The organism is Bacillus cereus group sp. Bce019 (assembly GCF_051781745.1).
Lineage (GTDB): Bacteria > Bacillota > Bacilli > Bacillales > Bacillaceae_G > Bacillus_A > Bacillus_A cereus.
The window spans coordinates 1-271 of record NZ_JBPWJX010000135.1; the positions used below are offsets into that span (position 1 = coordinate 1).

The following is a 271-nucleotide window of genomic DNA, read 5'->3' on the forward strand; positions in this document are numbered from 1 at the left end:
TGAGGTGGTAGTAAACGGTTATGGCTCTCAAAGTCGAGCGCAAGTAACAGGTGCCGTAAGTCAGGTAAAAAGTGCCGATATAGAAAACCGTTCGTTTACTTCTATCGACCAATCCTTACAAGGGCGTGTAGCGGGTTTGCAATCTAGTGGAGCCTCAGGTCAACCTGGTGCCATGCAACAAATCAGAATCAGAGGGATCGGTTCTATTGGTGCTGGTTCTAATCCTTTATACGTTATCGACGGGGTAATTATTAATTCTGGCGACTTATCG

The 271-nt window shown here is 45.8% G+C and carries 1 protein-coding gene; it reads left to right on the forward strand.

What is annotated here, in order from left to right:
• Positions 1 to 4: 4 nt before the first annotated feature.
• On the forward strand, positions 5 to 271 hold a 267-nt coding region (locus tag ACS2QP_RS27760; RefSeq protein ID WP_438883065.1), incomplete at its 3' end, for a TonB-dependent receptor plug domain-containing protein.